The sequence below is a fragment of the Mucilaginibacter sp. P4_A11 genome, assembly GCF_056402535.1.
The window spans coordinates 1-21,285 of sequence record NZ_JBFUHE010000006.1; the positions used below are offsets into that span (position 1 = coordinate 1).

Consider the following 21,285-nt stretch of genomic DNA (forward strand, 5'->3'; position numbering starts at 1 on the left):
TACCGTAGCCAAGGCTGATCTTTTTCTTTTGGAAATCAGAAGAACCACCGGTTGCCAGCGACTGTGAAGTTGCGCCGCCATTGATACCGATGCTAAATTTCCTGTACTGGCCTAAACCACCAAATACCTTAGCGGTTGAGGTTTCAGATGACGTTGTAGTTGCCGTTGTTTTGGTTGAATCGGTTTGCGCATTAGCCAAACCAGCAACCATCAAAGAAGCAAATGACAATGCGACTGTTTTCTTTAATGTAGAATAATTCATAGTTTTTAAGATTAAACGATTTTAATTGTGATTTTTTTCAAAATTAGTAATTATGTTTGAATCAATGACCAAACATTGTTCCAAAAATTGTAATAGTTACACAAATAACTAAAAAAAAATGATTTAATAAAATAATCACCCGATAAATATGAAATATCTGCCGATAAAAAATAGCTTATTTACAAATAATAGAAAAAATTTCGTTTCAAGAACAAAACCCAACTCAATCGCTATTTTTCACGCAAATGACGAGTTTCCGCGTAGTGGTGATCAGGCATTTATTTTTAAGCAAAATCCCGATTTTTTTTACTTAACAGGCATTGATCAGGAACAAAGCATCCTGGTTTTATATCCTGATTGTCCTAATAAGGCATACAAAGAAGTACTTTTTTTAAGACAAACCAACGAACATATAGCTATTTGGGAAGGTCATAAATACACCAAAGAGGAAGCACGTGAGGCATCAGGTATCGAGAGTATTTTTTGGCTTAACGAATATGATACTATACTGCATAGTATTATTAACTATGCCGAAAATATTTACATTAACACCAATGAAAATGACCGCTATGCGCACACTGTCCCTTACCGTGACTATCGCATGTATGAGGCCCTTAAATTAAAGTACCCGCTTCATAATTATACCCGTTCGGCCCCTATTTTACGCGACCTGAGAGTAATAAAATCAGATATTGAAATTGAGCTTACACAAAGGGCCTGTGATATTACTCGTGATGCTTTTGTACGCGTTTTAAAATACACTAAGCCCGGAGTAACTGAGTATGAAATTGAAGCCGAGATTATTCACGAGTTTATCAGGCAGCGGGCTACTGGCCATGCCTATAACCCTATTATTGCTTCGGGCGCCAATGCCATCGTGTTACATTACAACGATAACAACCAGGTATGTGACGATGGCGACGTGATACTACTTGATTTTGGTGCCGAATATGGCAACTACAATGCTGATATGACCCGTTCAATACCCGTTAGCGGCCGCTTTACTGTGCGCCAGCGCCAGGTTTATAATGCCGTTTTAAACGTGATGCGGGAGGCCACAAAACTCATTGTTGCAGGAACTGTATGGAACGAATACCAGGACGAAGTTGGGAAGATCATGACCGGTGAACTTATTGGCCTTGGTTTACTCGACAGACATGACGTCGAAAAACAGAACAAAAACCTACCGCTGTACAAAAAATATTTCATGCACGGTACCTCTCATCACCTGGGATTGGATGTACATGACTATGCGAGCAGGTATAAACCTTTTGATGTCGGAAATATATTAACCTGCGAACCAGGGATTTATATTGCAGAAGAAGGCTTGGGCATCCGCCTTGAAAACAATATCCTCATCACCGGCAATGGTAATATCGACTTAATGGCCAGCATTCCGGTTGAAGCAGAACATATTGAAGAAATCATGAACAGCTGATACTCCACATTAAGTCTATATAAACAAAACAGCCTGATTTGAGCTTCCTTTACATTGAGCTAATCAAATACTATACATAGGTATCCACAAAAGTATACAGATTGAATTTTCCGCTCTTCAAAGCTTCAGCAATATCAAGCTGAAGCTTTTTTTTGTCTACTCCTGCCATCATTTTTTGTTGAATAAGTTTGTATACTTTTTCGGTCAGTAGTAGCCTTCGCCTGTTGTTTTGTGTTAAATTAGCTTGTTGTATAAAGGCGGCGATATTATCAATCCCCTGGTTTTGCGACGCCGTAGTTTTAAATATGGGTGGTTGCCCGTCAACGCTATGCCCGATGATCTTTTTTAAATTATTGGCAAATACATCAGCCCCTTCCCTGTCGGATTTATTAATGATAAAGGCATCAGCAATTTCCATCAATCCCGATTTGATATGCTGGATCTCATCGCCTGCTTCGGGCACTAATACCACCAGGGTAATATCAGCAAGACCTGTAATTTCAATTTCAGACTGGCCAACGCCTACAGTTTCAATCAGCACATAGTCAAAACCAGCCGCTTTTAATACATCGGCCATTTCAATGGTTTTTGCAGACAAACCGCCTAAGGAGCCCCTTGTAGCTAACGACCGGATAAAAACATCAGGGTGATTAAAATGTGATGCCATCCTGATCCTGTCGCCAAGCAGCGAACCGAAATTAAAAGGAGAGGTAGGGTCGATGGCCAGCACAGCTACTTTTTTTTTATCTTCCAAAAGCAGATCAATGATGCCGTTTACCAGTGTACTTTTGCCGGCGCCGGGTGGCCCCGTAATGCCAATAACCGGGCACTTTTTTTCAAAGTTGAGACTTTTAAGTAAGGTAGTGCTGCCATTCAGGTCATTTTCAACAATAGTTAACGCACGCGCTACCGCACGAAAATTTAATTGACCAATTATATTCTGATGCAAGTTCAAAGCAAATGATAATAATGTTCAAATCTACCTATTATATGATAAACACGTTAATAGCAATATTAAACTATTGTTACGTATGCGATTTGATTTATTCTAAGTATCCGGATACTCATGATATTATTAATCTATTATACTTTTAATAACTATCAAAAAGTTTGAATTATAAACCATGATTCAAACAAATATCAAATTTTACAAAAAAAATAAAATACTCTAAATTAAAAGATACAAAAGTAAATGCAACAATGATATGAAAATTACATTAAGCCTATAGCAGATTTAATCTTATCATTGCAAACTGAAGTATAACATTTATTAATCTGCCCGTAATGTAATACGTTAAAACAATGCCAGATATCTATCATATAAAAACACCTCATATCTTAATTAGCAGGGTTGATGCAATTGGCGACGTTGTACTTACGCTACCGGTGGCAGCATATATTAAACAATTATTTCCCAGTGCTATAGTTTCATTTTTAGGTCGTACCTATACACAACCGGTAATTAATACTATGGCTTCTATCGATGTATTTGTTAATTACGATGAGCTAAAAAAACTACCTGACAACGAACAGGCTGAATATCTTCAAAAGCAAAACATTGACGCGGTTATACACGTGCTCCCCAATAAACATATTGCAAAAGTAGCAAAGCAGGCAGGTATCAAACTCCGAATAGGAACAACCAACAGGGTATTTCATTGGTATACCTGTAACAAACTGGTAAAACTAAGCCGCAAAAAATCAGATCTGCATGAGGCACAGCTTAACCTGGTTTTACTAAAGCCCTTAGGACTTAAGCAGGCGCCCTCTTTAGCCGACATTATAGCAAATAATAATTTCCATAGTAAAGTTGACCTGACACCGGCTTTGACCGCTAAACTTTTAAGCGATAAGTTTAATCTCATCATCCATCCAAAATCGCACGGCAGTGGTATGGAATGGGGCCTGAATAATTTTGCAGAGCTTATAAATTACTTGCCGCCTGATAAATTCAACATCATCATAACCGGATCTGACAAGGAAAAGGCTTTGCTTACAGATTGGATACAAACACTCCCGTCAACAGTGCAGGACATGACCGGGCAGATGTCGTTGGGGCAACTGATAACTTTTATAAGTAAAGCTGGCGGCCTTGTTGCCTCAGGTACCGGTCCGCTGCATCTTGCAGCTCTGACCGGGATCAATACCCTTGGATTATTCCCCTCGTTAAGGCCAATACACCCGGGCCGGTGGGCACCTGTTGGCAAAAAGGCTGACTATATGGAAAGCGGAACAAACAATTTAGAAACGATAACGCCGTTTATGGTGGCAGAGAAAGTTAAAACATGGACATAAATAAACCCCGTGTATTGGTTACATTTGATTCGATGAGGTATCCAAACACTGGTTTGTACCATTTTGGAAAAAGCTTGGGCAAATCACTGATTAAAGAAAACACAGACCTTGATCTGACTTACTTTTTACACAAATCTGTAACCGAGTTTGATACAGACGCAGCCATACACAGAAATTATTTACAAAAGCATCATAAGTTTTTTTTCTACAATAACAAAGGTATTGACCTGTTTCACTTTACCGACCAGTTTTCAAGGCTAAAGCCTAAAAAAGTGCGGAGCAAATACAAAAAGATACTAACTATACATGACATTAACCAGGTACATGAAAATATAGGTAAAGATGAGTTGGACCTGTACCTCAAAAAGCTGGGAGAGCGGATCAATTCAAGTAATAAAATAGTAACAATATCAAACTTTGCCGCTAATGACGTATTAACCTACTTTCCGCATGTTGCCGACAGGTTAACTGTTATCCATAACGGCGCTGATAAACTAATATTAAAACAAGGCCATCAACCGGCCTATCAACCACGAAAGCCATTTTTATTTACGATTGGCATTGTAGCAGCAAAAAAAAACTTTCACGTTCTGCCCGCCTTATTGGCAAACAATGATCTTGAGCTCATTATTTCGGGCATCAAAACGCCGTACGAAGAAAACATCATTGCCGAAGCAAAAAAACATGGGGTTGAAAGCAGGATTAAAATAACCGGCCCTATATCTGACGATGACAGGGCGTGGTATTATAAAAATTGCGAAGCATTTGTTTTTCCGTCAATTGCGGAAGGATTTGGGTTACCAGTAATAGAAGCGATGCATTTTGGTAAACCTGTTTTTGTATCAACCCGTACCTCGCTGCCTGAAATTGCGGGAGATTGTGCCTATTACTTTGATAACTTTGAGCCTGCCAAAATGCAAAAGGTGTTAGTTGCGGGATTGGATGATTTTCATAAAAACTCGCCATCTGAAAAGGTAATAGCCCATGCTGAAAGCTTTAACTGGGATAAAACGGCTAAGCAGTATTTGCAGCTGTATCATGATTGCCTTGAGGGCCGGTGATTATGATTTCCCTCTTAACTTTCTGACCATAAACCTAAGCCAGAATTTAAAACCAAAATTCTTTAATATCAGCTTAGGTTTATCCTTTTCAAATACCATGTCACGCGACTGACCAGAAACACCGTTATGGCTAAAATTGGCTATTATATGGTTCAAATGCACAAACTTTAGGCTTTTATCGCCAAAGCACTGCATGTTTAATGCAAAATCGGCCGAAGAAAGGTACTTTAAATTATAGCTATATTTTTCAAAAACGATTTTAGGATAAATGATGGATTGCTGAATAATGCCGTGCTTGGCAAGGTAATAATCAGATACCTCGCCTAATGGTTTTAACCCTCTTGTATGCACACTGCCATAATAGATGGTATTTGGCAGCTTTAATTCTACAAGCATATCTGAAAAATCAGCCAATAGCTCGTCGTCGGCGCCTAAAAAGTAGATCCAGTTACCTGTTGCCTGCCTTACAGCTTTAGTCATAGCATCATAGATGCCGTTATCCGGTTCACTTTTCCAGTAAGTGATTTTATCATTATTGGCAAACAATATCTCTTTTGTACCGTCAGTGCTGTTGCCGTCAATAACGATAAGTTCAATATCGGGGTAGCTTTGCGTGTACACACTATCAAGGCTTTTCTGCAGTGTTGCGGCGGCATTATAGGTAACAATAATAACTGTAACCTTCCCCGCATACGTACCGCCCTGTTTTGACGTTATATTTTGTGTATTTTCGCTCATTCATTTAATTTGTGCAAAGTAAATACCATAAAAGCAAAATACATTACTTTCTATCTGTTGTTTTAAATGCAAAAAAACAGGAATCTATTCCGATTAACCCGCTTCATTTTACTAAAAGCACCATACATATTCCGATTTTTTGCTTTATTCAAATCCTCCAAAAAAAGAATATTAATCGTTAAGACCGATGCCATAGGTGATTACATATTGTTCAGAAATTTCATCGAGATCATAAAACTGTCGCCAAAGTACGGTAATTACGAAATAGATTTATTAGGTAACGAAATATGGAGCGATCTTGTTGTTGCACATGACGGGCAATACATAACAAAGTTTTTCTTCACAAAAGCAAACAGCCTTTATTATTCGCCCAAGTCGGTATTTAAATTAGGATTGCAATTGTTTGTCAGAAACTATGAGGCGGTATTAAACCCCGCAAGCACACGTACCTTTATTACAGATGGACTCGCTGCACTTTCGGGCTCATCAAACCTGATTGGCTTTGAAAGCAATACTGAAGGCATCGAACCTAAATATAAAGCTAAAACCGACAGGTTTTATAAAACATTATTACCGTTACCTTCTTCAATACATTTTGAATTTGCCAGAAACGAGTATTTTTTTGAGCAGGTACTTAACCAACCCATCTCCATTCAAAAACAATTTATTGGTGCAAACCGATCAACAAAAAGCGGTATCATTATTTTTCCCGGTGCAGGTCTTAAAAGCCGTGGATGGGAGGCTGAAAAATTTGCCCAACTCATTAAAAAACTTGAGCAAAGCACTAATGAAATTATTTACCTGGCAGGTGGTAATGCCGAGATACCGCTCTGCAACCATATATTGGAAAAATCGCAATCAGCAGCCGTTGTTAATATCAGCGGTAAAACCAATTTGAATGAACTTATTGAGATGATTGCAAATTCAGTAATGATTATTTCCAATGACAGTAGCGCCGTCCATATAGCTGCAGCTGTTGATACACCTTTTGTATGTATTGTGGGAGGCGGCCACTTTAACCGCTTTGTACCTTACCCAGCAGGTATTGTCAAAAACGGATCATTTATCTATGAAAAAATGGATTGTTATTATTGCAACTGGAATTGCATTTTCAAAACAGAAAGCGATAAACCTTTTCCATGCATCGCCAATATAGATATCGACAACGTTTGGCAGGCAACTCAAAGGTATTTGACGATAACGTGATATGCTTTTAGGCGACTTTACAGGTTATTAGCTAATTACTATTAGCTTTGCATTTTATAATAAAATTTAATGAAGATTTATTTCAGGCTTCTTTCGTTTGCTCGTCCTATAGGTAAATTCGCGGTTCCTTACTTTATATGTACTCTATTTTCCGTAATATTTAATACGCTTAACCTTGCCTTACTAGCCCCATTATTAAAAACAATTTTCGATCCCAAAACAGTTGAAGTGGTAACCAAACCGGCAAACTGGTGGAACCCTTTAAAGGATTTCGACTATTTTGCACATGAGGCCAATTTAATTTACGGCCCACTGGGGGCATTAAAATTTGTTTGCGTGGCCATAGTTGTTTCAGTACTGCTAAGTAACCTGTTCCGCTATTTTTCGCAACGAATTATGGAGAACCTGCGCATATATACGCTACTTAACCTGCGCCGCACTGTTTTCAATAACGTCATGAATCTGCATTTGGGTTATTTTAGCAATGAACGCAAAGGCGATATCCTTTCAAAGATCTCTGCAGACGTTCAAGTTGTTCAATTTTCAGTGACCGGTACTTTGCAGGTAGCATTCAAGGAACCCTTTCAGCTTATAACTTACCTCGTGTTCTTATTTGTGATATCGGTTAAGTTAACCTTGTTTTCAATGCTGATCATCCCCGTTTCGGCATTTGTTATATCAAGGATAGTTAAACGCCTTAAAGAGCAGGCTGCAGAATCACAGCAAACTTACGGCAATATGATCAGTAATCTTGATGAAGCTTTATCGGGCATCAAGATCATCAAAGCATTTAATGCTGCCACTTTTATCAAAAATCGTTTTGACCGTGAAAACAAGGAGTATTCAAGAATAACCCGCTCTATGGCCAAAAGACAGCAAATGGCATCACCAGTATCTGAGTTTTTGGGTGTATTAATGGTGGCGGGTATAGTATTATACGGTGGCTCCTTAATTATTAAAGGCCAGGGCTCGCTATCTGCCGATAATTTCATCGTTTATATAGCTATGTTTTCGCAGATCATGCGCCCGGCCAAGGCTATATCCGATTCATTTAGCAATATCCACTCAGGTATAGCAGCCGGCGAACGCGTACTGGCACTGATAGATGAGAAGCCGCTGATTGTTAACGCGCCCAATGCCACAGAGCTTACTGGCTTTGAGGATAAAGTTAAATTTGAGAACGTATCATTTGCCTATACAGCTAAACCCAACACAACACCAGGTACTGGCGAGAAACAATCGATCGAAACTGAAAAGTATGTACTCAAAAACCTCAACCTTGAGATTCCGAAAGGGAAAACAGTTGCCTTGGTTGGGCCATCGGGTGGTGGAAAATCAACTTTGATGGATCTGCTGCCCCGGTTCAGCGAGCCGCAGTCGGGAACAATCTCCATTGATGGTAAAAATATCCAAACAGTTACCATGGAATCACTGAGGGCATTAATGGGTATAGTCAACCAGGAATCAATTTTGTTTAATGATAGTATTTTCAACAACATTGCTTTCGGCAAACCGGATGTAACCATGGAAGAGGTAGAGGCGGCGGCCCGCATAGCCAACGCCCATAATTTTATTATGGATACGCCAAACGGCTACCAAACCAACACTGGCGACCGCGGTACTAAACTATCAGGTGGGCAGCGCCAGCGCATTTGCATTGCCCGTGCAGTACTGAATAACCCGCCCATCATGCTGCTGGATGAAGCAACATCAGCCCTGGATACCGAATCAGAAAAACTGGTACAGGAAGCTTTGAATAACCTGATGAAGAACCGTACCTCGCTTATTATAGCCCATCGCTTAAGCACTATTCAAAATGCAGATATTATAATTGTACTTGAAAACGGCTGTATCGTTGAACGGGGATCCCATGCCGAATTGCTTCAAAATAATGGTCTTTATAAAAAGCTGATAGATATGCAGGCTTTTAATTCATAATATAAAACATCGTTTTAAGCTAACTCTATTTTGAAAGCAACCATAATTATACCTTTTTATAAGCATACACTAAGTGCTTTTGAAAAAATTGCTTTTGCGCAGGTAACTAAAGTATTATCAACTCATGATATAATTGCTATTAAGCCTCACAATCTTTTGTTACCCCCTGATGTACAGCCATGGCCCTTTACTGATGTGATTAGTTTTGACGACGCTTACTTTAAAAACGTTAAAGGCTACAACGCGCTTATGCTTGCCGAAGAGTTTTATAAACGCTTTTTAAACTATGATTTCATGCTTATATATCAGCTTGATGCATTTGTATTTAGCGATCAGCTGATGGAATGGTGCGAACAGGGCTATGACTATGTAGGCGCGCCATGGATCCATAAATATGATTATCCTGACATGGTCAAGGCCATAAAATCAAAAATACAACACCGGTGGCATTTGTATTTTGATGTACAAATTGATGGAAGGCCATCGCGCATGCAATTTGAAAATAAGGTGGGCAATGGCGGGTTTTCATTGCGTAGGGTTAAAAAGTTTCATGACTTATGCGTTAGCATGCAAGACCAGATTCAAAAATACCTAAGCCTGAACGATGATCATTACTTTAATGAAGATGTTTTTTGGGGCGTTGAGGTAAATCGGCGTAAAAAATCCATCAATATTCCTTCGTATAAAAAAGCCGTTGGTTTTTCTGTCGAACTATTTCCTGAACGGGCGGTAAAAATAAACGGCGGCAAACTCCCTTTTGGATGCCATGCATGGGACAGAAACCTGGAATATTGGCAACCAGTGTTTAAAAATTACGGTTACGAAATTTAATACTCCCCTACCGATAACATGACCAGCGTACATGCGTACTCTGTTTCAATACCTTTTTCATTGGCTTTGCGCCTCAGTTCGGCATTTTCAGTTCCGGGGTTAAATATAATCCGTTTAGGATTTGTGTTCAGGATATAATCATACAGCGGCAGTTGGTTTTGCGGACCAACATACAGCGTAATCGTATCGATATCATGATGTATGGTTTCGGGCTTTTCGATAGGTACGCCGGCAACCTCGCCTGTTTTTATGCCAACGTTAACAATGGTATGCCCGCGTTCAACCAAACGGGTGGCCGCAAAGTTGGCATACCTGCTGGTATCGGGTGTTGCCCCTAATATTAACGTTTTCTTATTAGCCATTGATCATCCTGTTTAGTAAAGCAATTTGAGCCGAATGATAAATATGGTGCTGTATCAAACCGCTCACCTGCTGCTCGTAAGTATCGCCTGTTCCCGACTCCCCGTCAAGTTTACCGGTAACAGCTTCGCTCCATTTTTCCTCCGGGAAATTTTGGATAAAGCCGACCAGGTTCACATTCACCAGCTTTAAATCTTCAACAATCCATTTCCACTTTTGTTCGTCGGGCAGGCCTGGCTCGGGCCAGTCGCCCCGTACCGGCAGCTGGGCATCCATGCCATTCATCCGATCCATTACTTCTTCTGTCCATCCGGTCATGTGCAAAATAATAGCGGCAATATTATGCACCGAGCCCACAGGCTTTTCATAAGCGGCTTCAAAGCTGATACCGTCAACAATAGCATAAACCGAGGGGCCATACCATGGCTCGCCTGATAAAACACTTTCAAGCTCGCTGGCTAATTTTTGAGATGTGGTCATGATAATATTTTTAAAGTAGCAGTTGCACAGTTAATGCCATCAATAGCAGCAGAAATTATACCACCCGCATAGCCGGCACCTTCTCCGCATGGAAATAAACCGGAGATCTGTGGATGCTGCAAAGTTTCCTTATCGCGTGGAATTTTCACAGGTGATGATGTGCGCGATTCAACACCTACCAAAATAGCTTCGTTAGTATAATAGCCTTTCATTTTTTTGCCGAACACCGGCAAGGCTTTACGCAAACGTTCGTTGATCCAATTAGGTAAAACCTCTTTTAGCTCAACACTCTTAGTGCCTGGCAGGTATGAGTTAACCGGCAAATCGGTTGATAAACGGTTTTGCACAAAATCAACCATGCGCTGTCCGGGTGCTACCAGGTTGCCGCCCCCTGCAACAAAAGCGGCCTGCTCCACCTGTTTTTGGAAGTTGAGCATTTTAAAAGGATCGCCATCATCGCCGGCAACATCCTCCAGATTAATTTGCACCACAGTGCCCGAATTAGCAAAAGGATTGTTCCTTTTTGAGGGGCTCCAGCCGTTCACCACAATCTCACCGGCTTCGGTTGAGCATGGGGCTATGATACCGCCGGGGCACATGCAAAAAGAAAATACACCACGATCATCAACCTGTTCAACCAGGCTGTAGTATGATGGCGGCAGATCTGGCCCGCGGTATTCGCAATGGTATTGTGCGCGGTCAATTATTTCCTGCGGATGCTCTATCCTTACTCCCAAAGCAAAAGGCTTGGCTTCTATCAAAATATTCTGACTGTGCAGCATTTCAAACACATCCCTTGCCGAATGCCCTGTAGCCAGGATCACAGCATCTGAAACTATTTTTTCGCCGGTTGATGTTTTCACACCTTTGATCTTTCCAAAATCAACAAGCAGTTGAGTTACTTTGGTATCAAACAGGATCTCGCCACCAGCGTTCAGCACCGTTTCACGCATAGCAGTGATGATCTGCGGCAATTTATTGGTGCCGATGTGCGGCCGCGCATCAATCAATATATCATCGGCAGCTCCATGTGCTACAAACATTTTTAAAACCTGGTTCACATCACCCCGCTTGGTTGAGCGCGTATACAGCTTACCATCCGAGTAGGTACCAGCCCCACCCTCACCAAAACAATAATTTGATTCGGGATTAACAAGGCCTTGTTTATTAATATTGGCCAAATCACGTCGCCGTTGTTTTACATCCTTGCCGCGTTCAATAACAACCGGTTTTAAGCCAAGTTCGATGCATTGCAACGCTGCAAATAACCCGGCAGGGCCTGCGCCAACAATTATTACCGGCCGGCCAAACTGCACGTTGGGGTAATTAACGGTAAAAATTTCTGGTTGATAGGCCTCCTGCATAAAAACCCTCACCTGCATACGGTAAACCACACGACGACCCCGCGCATCAATAGAACGCTTTAAAATTTTTAACGCCGTAATATTTTTCAGGGGAATTTTAAGTGCCGATGAAGCCAGTTGTTTCAAAACCTCCTCATCTTCATGTTGCCCGGGAGGACAAACTATCTCTGTTTCTTTTGTCATGACTGATGCCGGGTTTTTATCCCGGATGGTGCAAAGTTAAGAAAAAACTACAGCCCCCTAAAGGGAGAGCTTTTGATTAGCAATTTTTACCTGCGCTCATTTTCACCTTGAGGCTGTATCATAAAGATCAGCCTCTTTTTTTGGCTTATTCAGATACTTAAGCAATATATAGTTTTGAGTTGGATTGAATTTACTAACAAAAGGGGGTTAACAGGGTTAACACAATTCAGGGTTAACATCTACTTATATATCTTATAATCAAATAATTAATCGTTTTTTATGCAGAAATATGTTACCCCCCTTTTTGTATAAATATTGTTAGCCAAATTTCAATTCATAGATAACAAACACCCAGGGTGGCCAATTTGATTTATGATACAGCCTCTTAAAATGGGTTTGCGTTTGTAACGCAAACCTTAACCATTCAGCTTTTTTTCAACGGCGTTTAATATCCTTAAAACCGTTCGGCTTTGCACAATGACCGTACGCTATCGAACAGTTTTAAAAGCCAACAAAAAATAAATCACTAAAAATCAACAACTTACAAAATGGCACTTAGATTGGCATGCACCTCATGTATTTAAATAATAAAACAATGACTACCGCCGACGAACGCTTACACACAATATGGAATGGTTGCCTGACTAACGACAGGAAGAGCCAGGAGCAATTATACAGGCTATTGGCACCCCGCATGCTGGCCGTTTGCATGCGCTATGCAACCGATAAAGACGAAGCACAGGATATATTACAGGAAGGTTTTATAAAAATGTTCCGCAACATGAAAAACTACCGCGGCGAAGGTAGTTTGGAGGGATGGATCCGCCGCATTATGGTACATTGTGCTATATCCCGCTATCGTAAATTAAAACCAATGGTTTTAGTTGATGATTTTGCCGCAGAGGAAGCTGCCGCCATACCTATAAGCAGTTCATACAATGATAATGGCCTCGAAGCTAAAGACCTGATGAAACTGGTACAAAAACTACCAAAAACATACCGCTCTGTTTTTAACATGTATGCCATTGAAGGTTACTCGCACCAGGAAATAGGCTCATCACTGGGCATGAGCGAATTATTATCACGCACCACTTTACACCGTGCCCGTACCCTATTAAAAGACATGGTAGCCAAACTCACCATGCGCGAAGAGCACTGCCTGGCAGGATAACCGATGCTACTTTTGAAAGATTTACACTGATCATCTATAAAGCTATAGCCCCTCGCGGGGCTTTCTGCTTTTTATAAGTGTTCATAATGGTGAAAAATTTCTCATATCTCACGTCTCGTATCTCACATCCTTCTATAATTTATCGAAAAGCCGTACCTTGACACCTTGTCAGCAATGCGCAGCGTTTGTAACAACGGTACGCGAATTGTACTCTAAACAAAAACATCACATAAAACACACGAAAAACAAATGAAAAAGTTATTCTCGGCTATATTAATTATAGTAGCTGCTATGTCCTTAAGTTCATGCAGCTACAACAGTATGGTTAAATTGGATGAAACCGTTAAAGCCAAATGGGGAGCTGTACAAAGCGATTACCAGCGCCGCAGTGACCTGATCCCCAATTTAGTTAACACCGTAAAAGGCGCCGCTAATTTTGAAAAGAGCACCCTTACCGCTGTGGTTGAGGCCCGTTCAAAAGCAACATCGGTACAGGTTGACCCTAATAAGCTTACTCCCGAATCAATAAAAGCATTCCAGGCATCACAGGGCGAACTAAGTGCGGCCCTTGGTAAATTGCTTTCCATTACCGAAAACTACCCCGACCTGAAATCGAACTCCAACTTCCATGATCTTCAAATTCAATTGGAAGGTACCGAAAACAGGATCAATGTATCGCGTAAAGATTTCAATGATGCTGTTCAGGAATACAACAGCAAGATCCGTTCATTCCCGGCCAATATAACTGCCAAAATGTTCGGCTTTTCTGCAAAAGGCTATTTTACTGCCGAACCAGGTGCCGATAAAGCCCCAAAAGTAGAGTTCAATTAATTTGATGGGATTACACCGATTTCTGGAGATTTCACCGATTCTATTTGAATTGGTGAGATCACAAAAAATCGGTGAACACAAAAACAATCAGTGTAATCACAAAATATATGGCTGTATTTAACGAAGAGGAGCAGCAGCGCATCCGTAAAGCCATTGAAGAGGCCGAAAGCCGCTCATCGGGCGAGATCAGGGTTTGTATTGAAAAAAGGTGCAGCGAAGAGGTTCTTGACCGTGCCGCAAAATATTTCATGCAGCTCAATATGCATAAAACCAAGCTCAGGCATGGTGTGCTGGTATATGTTGCCACTGTCGACCGTAAATTTGCCATCATTGGCGATGCTGGTATTAACGAGGTAGTACCTCCAAATTTTTGGGACGCCACCCGCGATGATATGCTGCAGCATTTTAAATATGGCGATATTGTTGAAGGGATTGTTACAGGCCTCAAAATTGCCGGCGAACAACTGCAAAAATACTTCCCTCATCATGACGGCGACCAAAACGAACTTCCCGATGATATTGCCTTTATGGATGGCGATTAAAAACTAAAAACATGTTCAAAAAGTTTATACTGTTCTTCGGATTTATACTTTGCGCTATTACCGTAATGGCGCAGGATTTTCCTGAACGTTCTAATACCCTCGTTACCGACTATACTAACACCCTAAGCCCGGCTGATAAACAGCGGCTGGAAACTAAATTGGTTGCCTATAACGACTCTACTTCAACACAAATTGCGGTGGTTATCCTGAAATCTACCGGCAGTTATGACATTAATGACTATGGCGTTCAGCTGTTACGTAAATGGGGAGTAGGGCAAAAGGACAAAAACAATGGTGTGCTGGTACTGGTAGCTATCGGCGATCGCAAAATGAGTATCCAAACCGGCTACGGCGCCGAAGGCTCTTTGCCTGATATTGTTACACAGGATATTATCCAAAACGACCTTAAACCACACTTTAAACAAGGCGACTACTACGGCGGACTTGATGCTGGTACTAACAGCATCATTAAAGCGATGAAGGGTGAGTACAAGGCTGCAAAAAAGCAAAAACAAAGCAATAGCGGCTCGGCTGGTTTTATATTTATCGCGATTGTAGTAGTCATCCTGATCCTGGTATTCCGTAATCGCGGTGGCGGAGGCGGAGGCAGGCAGATCATTGGTCGCCGTGGCGGTGCAAGCCCATTCTGGTGGTTCCTGGCAGGCAATATGCTTGGTGGCGGAGGCCGAAGTAGCGGCGGCGACTGGGGAGGCTTTTCCGGTGGTGGCGGTTCTGGAGGTGGTTTCGGAGGTTTTGGCGGCGGAAGCGGCGGTGGCGGCGGTTCAAGCGGTAGCTGGTAAACCGTACACAATAAAAACAACGCCATGCAAAAAGATATTATCTTAAGAGAAATCGAAAAAATCGTATACTCAATAACAAGACTTGCCGGCTTTAAAAACGCGGCGAATCCGGAAGCGTTTATTCAACATGCTGATCAGATGCTTCAGGATGAGTATGATCTTAAACTGCCTGAATTACTTGAACTAAGTATCGAAGATTTTGACCTTTTGCTTGATGAAAGAAATTATTCGGCCGATAAGCTGGATGCATTAGCTCAATTATTACATATGTATTATGAGCCATTTGTTGCTAATGATGAAACATTAGCTGCCTTACAAAAAATCATTTCCATATTTAACCGGTTGGAGACGGATCACCACCGTACGTCATTCGAAAATATAAATAAACGTAATATCATCTATCAATTTCTGCAAAACAACTATGAGTAAAGATCTCACCTGGAAACTACTTTCATCATCATACATACACAAAGGCCCCTGGGCTACCTTACGTATTGATAAATGCGAAATGCCCAACGGCAAAATAGTTGAAGATTATTACGTACTTGAGTATTCAAACTGGGTTAATGCAGTGGCTATAACCGAAGATAACAAGGTGCTTATGGTGAAACAATATCGTCATGCTGCGGGCGTCATCTCGCTTGAAATTCCGGGTGGCGTGATCGATGCAGGTGAAGAGCCGGTACACGCCATACGCCGAGAGCTGCTGGAGGAAACCGGTTATCAGTTTGATGAATTTGAACTGATTTGCACCGTATATGGCAACCCATCAACGGCAAACAATAAAACGTTTACTTACTTTACCAAAGGCGGTAAAAAAGTACAGGGACAGCATCTTGATGAACTGGAAGACCTCATTGTTGAGGAATATACCATTGACGAGGTAAAACAGTTATTACTTAATAACGAAATAAAACAAGCCATGCATTGCTCTGGTTTGTTTTACGGGATGATGAAGCTGGGAGTGATGTAAGAATGCCTTAGGAATATTTCATATATGGATCTCTTTAGTTAAATTTGAATATGCGTCAGATTGATTACAAACAATTTATAGAAGTAAATCCCGAAGTAAGGTTTGGGAAACCTGTGATTATCGGAACACGCATTACAGTGTACGATGTTTTACAGTGGCTCGCTTCTGGCTCAACTCATAATGAGATTATCGAAGATTTCCCTCAACTGACCGAAGATCATATATTTGCTTGTCTGGCCTATGCAGCCAATAAGGAGCGAATAATAAAGGTTGTATAATGGCTGTTATTGCTTCTCGCGGTATCCGTATTATTACCGATGAGAATATCTCGTGGCGTTTAAAAAAGATGCTTCCATCCTGGGACATATTGCCTGTAAATGAAATCACACCGCATGAACGTTTAAGCGACATTCGTATATGGCAATTCGCAAAAAATAACAATTATTCAATTCTAACTTTTGACGAGGACTTTTGGGAACTGCAAAATCTTTATTCCTTTCCTCCTAAAATAATATGGTTGCGGACCGGGAATGTAAACACCAGAATGATAGCTGAACTTTTATCAAAGGTCGAAGATTCAATAGCTCAGTTTATTGAAGACGACTCTTTAGGGATATATGAACTATATCTGTAGAAAGCAATCTATTTCACGACAATTGCTAATGCTTTAAGCATCACTCAGGGCAATTATCCTTCCGCCGGGTATCTACAATGTAAATGATCTTCCAGCCATCATTAGTTTTCATCAGCTGGAAAACATCTACGCCGCAATGGCTGAATTTATCATCTAAATAAAACTTATACGGAGCCCAAACGCTGGCCAGCGGACCATCAATTTTAATATCGGCAAAGGTTACCCTTTCGTCATAAACACCTTTATGCGGGGTACCAACCAATTTTATAAAGTCATCCGGGTTTTCAATCTCTAAAGCTGTTGTGCCATCTTTTTTGTTAGCTACGCTATGAAAAGCTATTCCTTTGGCAAAAGTTAATCGCAGCATGGTACTATCTCCCTTCCGCATGGCGGTAAACATGGTATTGATGGTTTGCTTAATAACGTCCTGCTCAGTTTGCTGAGCGAAAGACAAAGCATTAAAACCAAAGCAGGCAAGTAAAAACAGCAAGATCTTTTTCATAGCTGAAGATAGCAATATGCCATGACAAACCATAATGATCAGTTTGCCGGCACAATCTCATTAAACTTTTTGATGATCGAGGCCCAGTCATCGCCAAATTTCAGGGACAGCATCTTGCCATCAGGCGATATAACTATTTTTGACGGGTAGCCCGAAATAGCATACTGTTTTTCAATATTTCCGTCAGACATTACCGCAGGTAGATCGAACTTATTGGCTGCAAAATATGCTTTAACATTGGCCTCATTATCCCGGCAGGCTACACTCATAAAAGTGATGCCTTTATGTTTACCATCGTTAATTTCCTGGTTAAAGGTATTTATATCGGGCATTTCTGAGCGGCACGGCCCACACCATGTTCCCCAAAAATCAATAACCAGCCATTTGTTCTTAAAATCGGCCAGGGCGTGATCTTTACCGTCAATTCCTTTCAGGGTAAACGCAGGCGCCGTTTGCCAGGTATCAAGCACTTTGGTTTTAAAAAACTCTGGAAAGCTTTTACCGGGCACATGCTGCTGATAAACTTTCTGCATCTCATCAAGGCTCATCGGCTCCGCATTAATGTGCTCTGCAAAAATACCGAGGGCCTGTTGCTCATCGCCGTTGTTAAAAAGGCGTTCTATAAACTCGTCCCTGTACCCCTCTTTGGAATGCAGGAACACCCTGTCGTAAAAACTGGCGTAAGCCTTTTCCTTACTGCTATGGGGCGAATACCTGGCAGCTTTTGACAGGTATTGCAGCGCTTTTACCGAATCGGTTACTTTAGCAGCGGTATACTGCAAGTAACAGGCGTAAGCCAATATATTCTGAGCTGCAAAACGATCTGTATTGAGTGTATCCGCTGTGTACCTTTCCAAATTTTGGACGGTTTTTAAAAGCAAAGCATCCGCGGTCTTTTGTTTTTTGGCATCAACGAGCAATTTATAGACCAACAAAGCATACCTGCCGCCATTACCCTGTTTCATCTCCGCATCATCCATGTGCATAAACGCGTTGGCAGCTTTGCTTAAAACCGCCGCATCGCCGGGAGTGTCTTTTGCATTTACCCAAAGATACAGTGCATTGATTTTTTGCTGCATTAATGGGTCACGATCATTGTGCAAAAGGTCAAGCAGTTGCCGGGCTTTATTTTTAGCATCGCGCCTTTTTTCGTTTTGTTCGGCAACCATCTTTTTTACATCATCCGGACTGAGATTTTTTTCTTTCACGTACTTTTTGAACCCATCATCCTTCATCATTTCCTCTATTTCAAAATTTAAAAAGCTTTGCGCATATGATTGCTGTACCAACTCGTTAAATCCGTGCAGCTTGTACATATAACGCGCTACTTCATAAGCCGAATCGGCCGAGATCTCAAGTACACTACCAAATTTATTGAACAGATGTACTTCGTTATCTTTTAAAAATCGGGTAGGTGTCTGCAGCAACTGCTTTTCATATTTTAAATCTTCATGCGAACTTTGCATCAGGCTAAGTTTTACAACGGCATAGTGGGCATCATTGGCAAAAGTGGCATCATGTGCTTTAAAATAGCCTTTCACTTTTACTGAATCAATCTCAGTATTAGTCCTGAATGCTTTGCTAAATGTTGTATTTGTTTTTATAGCCATATTAAGCCAGGCAGTATCAACCGAGTGCTTTTCTGCCCTATATCGTACAGTTTGCGTACGTTTAAACATAGGTACCAGCTGTTTTTTTCCATCGGTGATGATTTCAATTTTAGCTATGTTGCCGTTTTGCAACTGTTCGGTTAAACCGGTTACTTCATTAAAAACAATGTCGCCTGTTACGTTATCTGCTATGCTGCCGGGCACCTTGATATTTGAAGTAGCAATGTAAAGCAAGGCACCGTTAATAGCAGTAACCTTATAGTTGGTGGTTGAACTTGACCATTCGCTTTTATAAGCTATACGCTGGGCCGGCAAAGGCAAAAACAAACTTTCAATTGCCTCTTTTGGAAAAAATTTAGCGTTATTTTTTAGCTGATCGGCAATATCATCCTTTAGTACCCAACGGGTTATGGCATCCTGAAATGCTTCGTCAAAACCGGTAATATTTAATAGTTCACCATGCGGCCCAATGGTAACCTTAAGTGGCTGCTGTAATAATGCCAGGGGCAGCAATGCACTTGACGAATTAGGCCTGTACCTGCGAATGCTATCGGTATTTAAAGTTCCGTTGGCAAAAGCATACTTTGTAAATTTTTCGGAAGTAACTGCCTTAACCAGCTTGCAATCGAGCAACGTATTAGCGCCCTCACGTCCTATAAACTTAAACCAAAAGGTATAGGTATAATCATTTTGGTTATCAGGCGAGTTTACCGCCGTATGTGAATCTATTTCAAATTCTTTGCCTTTTTCAAGCGAGACAGACTGACTGTAAAGGCGGGAAAAGCAAACAAAAAGCAGCAGTAACAGGGTTAGTTTTTTCATGTAAGGTTTAGTAGTGTGTTGTAACCGTTAAATCTACATTTAATTAGCAATTTAATCAAGCGGGCTTAATTGATAAAAACGTATACTGTTTGAGATAAGCCCGCCTGATCATGCTTTTTACTTCTTACCTAAATCCTCCCTATCCGTAAAAGATAAAAAACATGATGCACCTTATAAAATCACTCATAATTCATTATTCAATTTTAAATTACACTGACATTTAATACACAGTGCTTCATTACTTTGCGGAAAGCAAAAACATCCTTTACCTATGAAAAAGTTACCATACTATATCCTTGATGTATTCACCAACCAACTATATAAAGGCAATCCATTATCAGTAGTGTGGTGTGATGACGAGCTGGAATTAGATCAATACTACAACATAGCCCGTGAGTTTGGCTATTCCGAAACATCCTTTGTGTGGTATTCTGATACCGAAAAGTCACTTAAAGTACGTTCATTTACTCCGGGAAATCATGAAGTTGGCGGCGGTGGTCATAACTTCCTGGGGGCTGTATCCCTGGCGTTACTTAAAGGATGGGATATTTTTAACGGTCAGGACGCGGGGCATTGGGTAACCATGAAGAATGAAAAATTACCCGTTGTGATCAATGAGGAAAATGGCCTGATACGGGTAGCAGTAAAACAACAGGCCGCGAAGAACCTTGGTACTGTTGATCCGGAAATCATAGCGGCGGCACTCGGTTTGGAAGCAGCCTACCTGGAATTAAATAATTGGAAGCCTACCATCATGAAAACAGAGGTAGCCCACACTATGGTACCCGTAAAAAACAGGGCGCTCCTTAACCGGGCTATCCCCAACCCCGATAAGCTTAAGGAAATTTCAAAAAGCTACGGTTTTGAAGGGTTCTACTTATTTACGACCGATGTTTCAGAAAACGGCTATCTAACCGAAACCCGCTTTTTTAACCCGGCATATGGTATTGACGAAGACCCTGCCACAGGAACAGCTGCCGGACCCCTCGCCGGATTTTTGCAGCAGGCCAATTACATAAGCATCAACCAGGATTATAAAATTTTGCAGGGAGTGCTGGTAAATCATCCATCTACCATCCACATAAAAGTAACACCCGAAAATGTATTGGTAAGTGGCTCATCAGTAATTGTAATGGAGGGTACATTATTTTTGTAAACGAAGTATCAATTGATTCAGGCTATTGAATAATTTATCCCAACAAAAAAGCCCTGCATAAAATGTGCAGGGCTTTTGTATGTTCAAG

At 41.0% G+C, this 21,285-nt stretch carries 22 protein-coding genes and 1 pseudogene; 15 read left to right on the forward strand and 8 right to left on the reverse strand.

From position 1 onward, the window contains the following. Positions 1-262: pseudogene (locus tag AC1DUD_RS13005) on the reverse strand (OmpA family protein); the annotation flags it as partial. A gap of 148 nt (positions 263-410) precedes the next feature. Here AC1DUD_RS13005 and AC1DUD_RS13010 point away from each other — a divergent pair. Next, the gene (locus tag AC1DUD_RS13010) at positions 411-1,700 is read left to right on the forward strand and encodes an aminopeptidase P N-terminal domain-containing protein (protein ID WP_477375114.1); all 1,290 of its coding nucleotides are present in this window, start codon (positions 411-413) and stop codon (positions 1,698-1,700) included. A 70-nt stretch (positions 1,701-1,770) separates the two neighbouring features. On the opposite strand, the gene meaB is transcribed toward AC1DUD_RS13010, so the two are convergent. Beyond that, a complete protein-coding gene (gene meaB / locus AC1DUD_RS13015; protein ID WP_477375115.1) occupies positions 1,771-2,649 on the reverse strand; it encodes a methylmalonyl Co-A mutase-associated GTPase MeaB in 879 nt (292 codons plus the stop codon). A 353-nt stretch (positions 2,650-3,002) separates the two neighbouring features. Here meaB and AC1DUD_RS13020 point away from each other — a divergent pair, with 353 nt between their 5' ends. Continuing rightward, a complete protein-coding gene (locus AC1DUD_RS13020) occupies positions 3,003-3,995 on the forward strand; it encodes a glycosyltransferase family 9 protein (protein WP_477375116.1) in 993 nt (330 codons plus the stop codon). Next, positions 3,986-5,056, forward strand: coding sequence for a glycosyltransferase family 4 protein (locus tag AC1DUD_RS13025; RefSeq protein WP_477375117.1), 1,071 nt, complete (start codon positions 3,986-3,988; stop codon positions 5,054-5,056). Before AC1DUD_RS13020 ends, AC1DUD_RS13025 begins: the two co-directional genes overlap by 10 nt. On the opposite strand, the gene AC1DUD_RS13030 is transcribed toward AC1DUD_RS13025, so the two are convergent. Further along, the gene (locus tag AC1DUD_RS13030; protein ID WP_477375118.1) at positions 5,057-5,794 is read right to left on the reverse strand and encodes a glycosyltransferase family 2 protein; all 738 of its coding nucleotides are present in this window, start codon (positions 5,792-5,794) and stop codon (positions 5,057-5,059) included. Positions 5,795-6,001: 207 nt separating this feature from the next. On the opposite strand from AC1DUD_RS13030, the gene AC1DUD_RS13035 reads away from it, so the two are divergent. The 3 genes from AC1DUD_RS13035 (at position 6,002) to AC1DUD_RS13045 (ending at position 9,769) form a co-directional block, all read left to right on the forward strand. Continuing rightward, positions 6,002-7,000 carry a glycosyltransferase family 9 protein gene (locus AC1DUD_RS13035; protein WP_477375119.1) on the forward strand — a complete coding sequence of 333 codons (999 nt, stop codon included), beginning with the start codon at positions 6,002-6,004 and terminating at the stop codon, positions 6,998-7,000. Positions 7,001-7,069: 69 nt separating this feature from the next. After that, positions 7,070-8,938 (forward strand): ABC transporter ATP-binding protein, encoded by a 1,869-nt coding sequence (locus AC1DUD_RS13040; RefSeq protein ID WP_477375120.1) that lies wholly within the window; start codon positions 7,070-7,072, stop codon positions 8,936-8,938. Between the two features lie 30 nt (positions 8,939-8,968). Further along, the gene (locus tag AC1DUD_RS13045; protein WP_477375121.1) at positions 8,969-9,769 is read left to right on the forward strand and encodes a DUF5672 family protein; all 801 of its coding nucleotides are present in this window, start codon (positions 8,969-8,971) and stop codon (positions 9,767-9,769) included. Here AC1DUD_RS13045 and AC1DUD_RS13050 read toward each other — a convergent pair. Genes AC1DUD_RS13050 through AC1DUD_RS13060 form a run of 3 tightly spaced genes read right to left on the reverse strand, consistent with a single transcriptional unit; the run spans position 9,766 to position 12,156 of the window. Beyond that, complete coding sequence (locus tag AC1DUD_RS13050; RefSeq protein WP_477375122.1) at positions 9,766-10,131, reverse strand: CoA-binding protein; 366 nt, start codon at positions 10,129-10,131, stop codon at positions 9,766-9,768. The two genes, AC1DUD_RS13045 and AC1DUD_RS13050, sit on opposite strands and share 4 nt — an antisense overlap. After that, the gene (locus AC1DUD_RS13055) at positions 10,124-10,609 is read right to left on the reverse strand and encodes a DinB family protein (RefSeq protein WP_477375123.1); all 486 of its coding nucleotides are present in this window, start codon (positions 10,607-10,609) and stop codon (positions 10,124-10,126) included. The genes AC1DUD_RS13050 and AC1DUD_RS13055 overlap by 8 nt, the downstream gene beginning before the upstream one ends. After that, on the reverse strand, positions 10,606-12,156 hold the full coding sequence (locus tag AC1DUD_RS13060; protein WP_477375124.1) for an NAD(P)/FAD-dependent oxidoreductase: 1,551 nt from the start codon (positions 12,154-12,156) through the stop codon (positions 10,606-10,608). Before AC1DUD_RS13060 ends, AC1DUD_RS13055 begins: the two co-directional genes overlap by 4 nt. A 595-nt stretch (positions 12,157-12,751) precedes the next feature. Here AC1DUD_RS13060 and AC1DUD_RS13065 point away from each other — a divergent pair. The 8 genes from AC1DUD_RS13065 (at position 12,752) to AC1DUD_RS13100 (ending at position 17,107) form a co-directional block, all read left to right on the forward strand. Next, positions 12,752-13,327, forward strand: coding sequence for an RNA polymerase sigma factor (locus AC1DUD_RS13065; protein WP_477375125.1), 576 nt, complete (start codon positions 12,752-12,754; stop codon positions 13,325-13,327). 249 nt (positions 13,328-13,576) lie between these two features. Further along, complete coding sequence (locus AC1DUD_RS13070; protein ID WP_477375126.1) at positions 13,577-14,158, forward strand: LemA family protein; 582 nt, start codon at positions 13,577-13,579, stop codon at positions 14,156-14,158. 107 nt (positions 14,159-14,265) lie between these two features. Further along, on the forward strand, positions 14,266-14,700 hold the full coding sequence (locus AC1DUD_RS13075) for a TPM domain-containing protein (RefSeq protein WP_477375127.1): 435 nt from the start codon (positions 14,266-14,268) through the stop codon (positions 14,698-14,700). A gap of 11 nt (positions 14,701-14,711) precedes the next feature. Next, positions 14,712-15,500 (forward strand): TPM domain-containing protein, encoded by a 789-nt coding sequence (locus AC1DUD_RS13080; protein WP_477375128.1) that lies wholly within the window; start codon positions 14,712-14,714, stop codon positions 15,498-15,500. A gap of 24 nt (positions 15,501-15,524) precedes the next feature. Beyond that, entirely contained in the window at positions 15,525-15,929 is a 405-nt protein-coding gene (locus AC1DUD_RS13085) for a hypothetical protein (protein WP_477375129.1), read from the forward strand. After that, positions 15,922-16,473: an NUDIX hydrolase gene (locus AC1DUD_RS13090; RefSeq protein WP_477375130.1), complete on the forward strand. Its 552-nt coding sequence runs from the start codon at positions 15,922-15,924 to the stop codon at positions 16,471-16,473. Before AC1DUD_RS13085 ends, AC1DUD_RS13090 begins: the two co-directional genes overlap by 8 nt. Positions 16,474-16,523: 50 nt before the next feature. After that, entirely contained in the window at positions 16,524-16,751 is a 228-nt protein-coding gene (locus tag AC1DUD_RS13095; protein ID WP_477375131.1) for a DUF433 domain-containing protein, read from the forward strand. Beyond that, positions 16,751-17,107: a DUF5615 family PIN-like protein gene (locus AC1DUD_RS13100; RefSeq protein WP_477375132.1), complete on the forward strand. Its 357-nt coding sequence runs from the start codon at positions 16,751-16,753 to the stop codon at positions 17,105-17,107. Before AC1DUD_RS13095 ends, AC1DUD_RS13100 begins: the two co-directional genes overlap by 1 nt. 40 nt (positions 17,108-17,147) lie before the next feature. On the opposite strand, the gene AC1DUD_RS13105 is transcribed toward AC1DUD_RS13100, so the two are convergent. Together AC1DUD_RS13105 and AC1DUD_RS13110 are read right to left on the reverse strand one after the other, a co-directional pair. After that, the gene (locus AC1DUD_RS13105) at positions 17,148-17,609 is read right to left on the reverse strand and encodes a nuclear transport factor 2 family protein (protein ID WP_477375133.1); all 462 of its coding nucleotides are present in this window, start codon (positions 17,607-17,609) and stop codon (positions 17,148-17,150) included. A 38-nt stretch (positions 17,610-17,647) separates the two neighbouring features. Continuing rightward, positions 17,648-20,041 carry a redoxin domain-containing protein gene (locus tag AC1DUD_RS13110; protein ID WP_477375134.1) on the reverse strand — a complete coding sequence of 798 codons (2,394 nt, stop codon included), beginning with the start codon at positions 20,039-20,041 and terminating at the stop codon, positions 17,648-17,650. Between the two features lie 271 nt (positions 20,042-20,312). Between AC1DUD_RS13110 and AC1DUD_RS13115 the strand changes: the two genes are divergently transcribed. Next, a complete protein-coding gene (locus AC1DUD_RS13115) occupies positions 20,313-21,197 on the forward strand; it encodes a PhzF family phenazine biosynthesis protein (RefSeq protein ID WP_477375135.1) in 885 nt (294 codons plus the stop codon). The last annotated feature ends 88 nt before the right edge of the window (positions 21,198-21,285 follow it).